Genomic DNA, 4,864 nt, shown 5'->3' on the forward strand with positions numbered 1-4,864 from the left:
TTACTAACCCCCGATTACACTACCACTGGCTCCACCTTATAGGCAGTACCGTCCCCCTGTCTAGCTTTTGCGTACGCGTAGCGTGGCCCTTCGCGCAGGGTGGCCCAAAGGCCAAGGCCAATCCCATGATGATTGATTGATAGTCCACTTAACCTTGACTTGATAACTCGGCACCATTACTGGATGCAAGACTGGATGCAAGATTGGCTTGTTTCACCTCATCTATCGCTTTCCGTCGTGCTTCGATAATTTGACCAATTTCACGGGCGAGACTTGGTGTACTTTCTATCATCTGATTAACCAGATCTGAATAAAGCGCAATAGTTTGCAAATCTTCCACAACGGTAACGGATACTGAGCTTGGTTTGCCGCTAAACAGTGCCATTTCGCCAAAAAACTCACCACTCGACAGAGTCATCACCTCCTGTTGTTCACCATAACTATCTTTGAGGTTGAGTACAGCTTTCCCAGCAATAATAATGTAGAGAGCATGACCAGGATCCCCTTGACGGATTACGGTTTCTCCCACACCGAAATGTTGTAGGACTGCTCCTTTCGAGAGATTCTCCAAGTTCTTTTGCTGTTTAGCTACAGGGACAAAGACAGGCATTGACTTCAAGCTCTCAGTAAACTTTGTCAAAGTGCTATCTGCCTGATTAGGGTCACTATCGAGTTTACGGAGTCTATAGATCGGAATGGTAGGTCCAAGATTGTTCCGTTGGGCTGCATACCAGATACGGGTCATCAACTGTTCACGGATTCTGGGCGCATCCTTATAGTCTTCGATAGAAAACTTGACCTCATAGTTACCCCGATAGTCGTTATATTCCATGGTGCGGATCTCTGGGGAAGGATCACTCAATATCCCTTCTGTCGCCAGTGCTGTTTCTTTTAATACTTGCTTAATTAGGTTGGGTGGATCATCACTGTCGAAGTCAATCCTAAAGGTTTCTACATGAATCGGTTTCGGTTTGCTGTAATTGAGGACTATTTCTCCTCCAAGTACCCGATGGGGAATAATAATCATGTCACCGTCCCGGGTTACCAGGTGAACAGCTCGCCAATTCATATCAATGACCTGACCAACTTTGTCTCCAATCTGCAACCAATCACCGACTTCAAAGGGACGAGCAAACAGTAGGGCAACGCCAGAAAAGACGCTGCCTAGAGAGTCCTGAAGCGCCAAGCCGATAACAATAGAACCCACACCCAAGGCAGTAGCTAGACCAGCGAGGTCGGCTCCCCAAACTTTCGATAGCACAATGGCAGCACCAAGGGCTACCAAAAAAAATCTTGACAAATCTAGGAGTAGTTTTGGGATCCGTCCTCGCCATGTATTTTCTCCAGCGGCTTCAAACAACACCGAATTGATTAGAGACAGAGAGGCGTCTATAACAAATATCCAGAGCAGGGTCTCGACAAGCTTGACAACATTGTTGTCCAGGTCTAATTCAACCACATTCTGGATAAATAGCAGGAATACTAAGACGGGTAAGACACGGTTACGAACTAGGCGGAGCGTAACTGCTATAGGCTGACCGCGTCTTTGTAGACGATGAGTAATTTCTGTGAGAATAATTACCAGGAGCGGGAACCCTATCCCTAAGGCTATTGCCCAGATAAACCAATCGTTTTGCCATATTACTTTGCTCATCAAAATAATCTCCTTGTCCCCTTATTTTTCTATCCCTTGAACAAGAGGGTGAACCCTCTGAACAAGTTTTCATCCCCCACAGGATAATGCTCGCGCGGGGGTTCTTAATTTCGTGTATTATGGTAATCTGAAAAGAATGTAATCAAGTATAGTTTGTTCAGTTACCAATTCCCCATTAGCAATTCCCCATTACCCTTGGGTCTTTAATAATTTGGCAAAACTGGGCAAAGCCCATGTCTACACTGTTGAAGCTACTAATTCCTGTGCAGTTTTTAACAACCAAGCTTTCTGCTGATTTTTGCCATTAGGTGTGATGTCCTCAGCCTGCTCAAAGTCGTAAATATCATGGAGACTGTTGTAGACATTTTGAGACACTAATATAGCTCCCCGTGGGCAGTCAAACATCAGCTTATTGGCAACATTGACTGTATCGCCCCAAACGTCGTAGACAACTTTTTCTCGACCTACAATACCAGCAACAATATCTCCGGAATGGATACCGATTTCCAGGTCTATGTCAAATCCTCGTTCATGACTGAATCGGTGGGTCAACGCCAGCATTTCTAAAGCAAAATCTACCGCCCGTTTTTGATGGTCTATATGTAATATTGATAATCCACAGACTGCCATGTAATTGTCACCAATGGTTTTAATCTTCTCTATCCCGTATTTGGCCGTGGCTTGATCGAACAGACTTACTAGATCATTAAGAATGGCAATGACTTCATGGGTATCCATGGACCTAGAGAGCTTGCCGAATCCAGCAATGTCGCAGAACAAAACCGTAACATTGGAAACACTCTCAGCAATGTTTGTCTCTCCCCGTTTGAGACGTTTGGCTACGGAGTCGGGAAATACACTTGTCAGTAACTTTTCATTTTCGCGATTTTTCTGCTCGACTAGTTTAGTTTGAGTGCGTAAGCTGCCAACCATTTGATTAAATGACTCAGCTAACTCCCCAAATTCGTCTTCCGAGTTTATATTCACCACCGCATCAACTTCTCCATCCGTGACTTTTCGGGCGCTAGCAATTAAAGCCCTAACTGGTTGCACAAACAGATGGGCGAGCACCATAGCGAGTAGGGTGATCAGCAGTATGATCAAGGCAGCTGAAACCAAAACTCTCTTTTGAAAGGCGTAAACTGGGGCATAGGCTTCGGCAAGATCCATCTCGGAGAGGATAACCCACTCCAATCCATCGATGTTTAAGGGAGCGTAGGAACTCAAAACTTCAATACCCCGATAATCATTGATAATTTGGGTACCTTCTTGCCCAGCTAAGGCTGCTTTTACAGCTTCTGTCTTTACTGGCTGTTGTAGAATTGATGTACCAAACTGCTCGATTCGTTTAAGGATCTGTTCCTTTACACCCTGTTCTCGCAAGGCTTTACTATAAGCTGTGGGGTCTTGAATTAGGAAACGGGAAACTGATCGCATCAGATAATCCTCTCCGACTAGATAGATCTCCCCTGTATCCCCGAGACCATTACTCTTCCATTTACGGTAACCTGTCATGACATTGTTAATCTGATTAACCGGAAGCTGGAATGCCAAAACACCTATAAATTTGGAGCCGTCATAGATGGGAGCAGCAATAAATGCTACTGGGGCTCCAAAAGAAGGACGGTAGGAATCAAAATCAAATATCTGCACATAATCCTTTCCCTTGGCTTTTCGGAGGTCGCCTAAGGCGAATGCCAAGTTACTATCACTGTATGGTCCAGTGGTGAGATTGGTGCCAAAGTCTGTTTCTTTAAAAACTGAGTAGACAATCTCACCGGTTTGAGGATCGATCAGCAACATATCCTGGTAAGCAAACTTTTCAACAATGTTGCGAAAAATTGGGTGGTAGCGGGTGTGAATACTACTGTACTCACTCTTGTCTTCTGGATCATCTAGGAGATGTTTCTCCCCAGCTGGGTTGGGGTTAGTGGCGATGTAATAGTACTGGAGGTAACGAGCCGCAGAGGTTTCTGGTAAGTAGGATTCTAATACAGGCTTCCCGTCGCTAGTTTCCGCTAGTTTGGTTAAAAATTCTTTACGGTAGTATTCTTTGAGGGTGTCCTCTAAATCAGTTGGTGTATCAGTTGGTGTCCTAGATTGTTGCAGTTGGTTGTAGGCTGTTTTAAATTCCTGCATCGCCTCGACCACCATTAAGTTTTCACTCAGGGTCTGGGTCTGATGGCGAATATCTTCAAAGTATGATTCTATTTGATCTGCTTTGGAAGCTCGTAGACTGGTTAACTGGTTTGATACTGTTTTGCTCAGATGAGACTTACCACTCCGATAACCGATATAAGCAGTCACGAACAGCGAGCAAGTGCTCAGAGCCAGCAACATAAATATAAGTTTTGACCTGATACTGAAGTTGTTGAGCAATCCCATGAACAGCCTCCCTGATCCCCAATTGTGAATGATGATACCTGTTACCTTGTGTGATCCTCAATTGCCTCACTCCACACCTGAGAGGCTATGGAATTTGATCTATCTTCTTCCTGCTCAGGAGTAGGTAAAGAGTTCGATAACAAAACTCTTAGAATGTACGCAGTTGGAATCTTGGCTAGATATTAAGCTATGAAGGGGCATTGACTATGGGGGGTTACACCCCCTAAAATCGCTACAATTTACCATAACTTCAATAGGACTTGGGCAAAACTAGCCCCTAAACGCGCTTATATAGCAGTCGCCAGGGCAGTTAGGACATGACAAAAGTCTCACACCCTTTGTAAGCGCAAGAGTTTGACTTCTGACAAATGACTTCTGACAAATGACTTCTGCTATAGTTTAGGGTGCGTTAATAATGCCAACTAAAGGGAGGAAATGCTTTAATTCATTTGTACGGGAAAACTTCCGTTGAAAAAAAGTTCGCGGCAAGCACCAGCGAACTTTTTTTCAACTAAGGATTTTGAATCGGATTATCTTAGAGAATTTGCGATCGCACTCTATAGTTCTTTTGTGGTGACATACTCCCACACGCTCATCGAAGATTACAGTGTGGGCTTCTTACCAACTCCAGCCATCACTATCGGCTTTCGCCGACGCGGGGCGCGAACGGATACACGGGTTACTTTATTAACGACACGGCCCCGACCCACCGGAACAATACAATGAGTTCTATTTTTTAGGCACGTAAGTGGCTGACTTGCCCAGCATTTAAGGCCGTAGGCCACGCTACGCGAACGGCTTTGTTTATCAGTACATATATTATAG

3 protein-coding genes are annotated in these 4,864 nt (G+C 44.6%); 1 reads left to right on the forward strand and 2 read right to left on the reverse strand.

The genetic code is table 11. The annotated features are described in order from the left end of the window. Window positions 1-148 precede the first annotated feature (148 nt). Window positions 149-1,654, reverse strand: coding sequence for a mechanosensitive ion channel family protein (locus F6K20_RS24395; protein ID WP_009148866.1), 1,506 nt, complete (start codon window positions 1,652-1,654; stop codon window positions 149-151). A gap of 237 nt (window positions 1,655-1,891) precedes the next feature. Then, entirely contained in the window at window positions 1,892-3,961 is a 2,070-nt protein-coding gene (locus F6K20_RS24400) for an adenylate/guanylate cyclase domain-containing protein (protein WP_207554311.1), read from the reverse strand. A 546-nt stretch (window positions 3,962-4,507) separates the two neighbouring features. On the opposite strand from F6K20_RS24400, the gene F6K20_RS24405 reads away from it, so the two are divergent. Then, on the forward strand, window positions 4,508-4,765 hold the full coding sequence (locus F6K20_RS24405; protein WP_287296347.1) for a hypothetical protein: 258 nt from the start codon (window positions 4,508-4,510) through the stop codon (window positions 4,763-4,765). Window positions 4,766-4,864: the final 99 nt, after the last annotated feature.

Origin of the sequence: Moorena sp. SIO2C4, assembly GCF_010672485.1 — a bacterium.
Lineage (GTDB): Bacteria > Cyanobacteriota > Cyanobacteriia > Cyanobacteriales > Coleofasciculaceae > Moorena > Moorena producens.

Coding starts and splice junctions, on each gene's coding strand:
- F6K20_RS24395 (WP_009148866.1), bottom strand. CDS start 1,654: ATGAGCAAAGTAATATGGCAAAACGATTGGTTTATCTGGGCAATAGCC.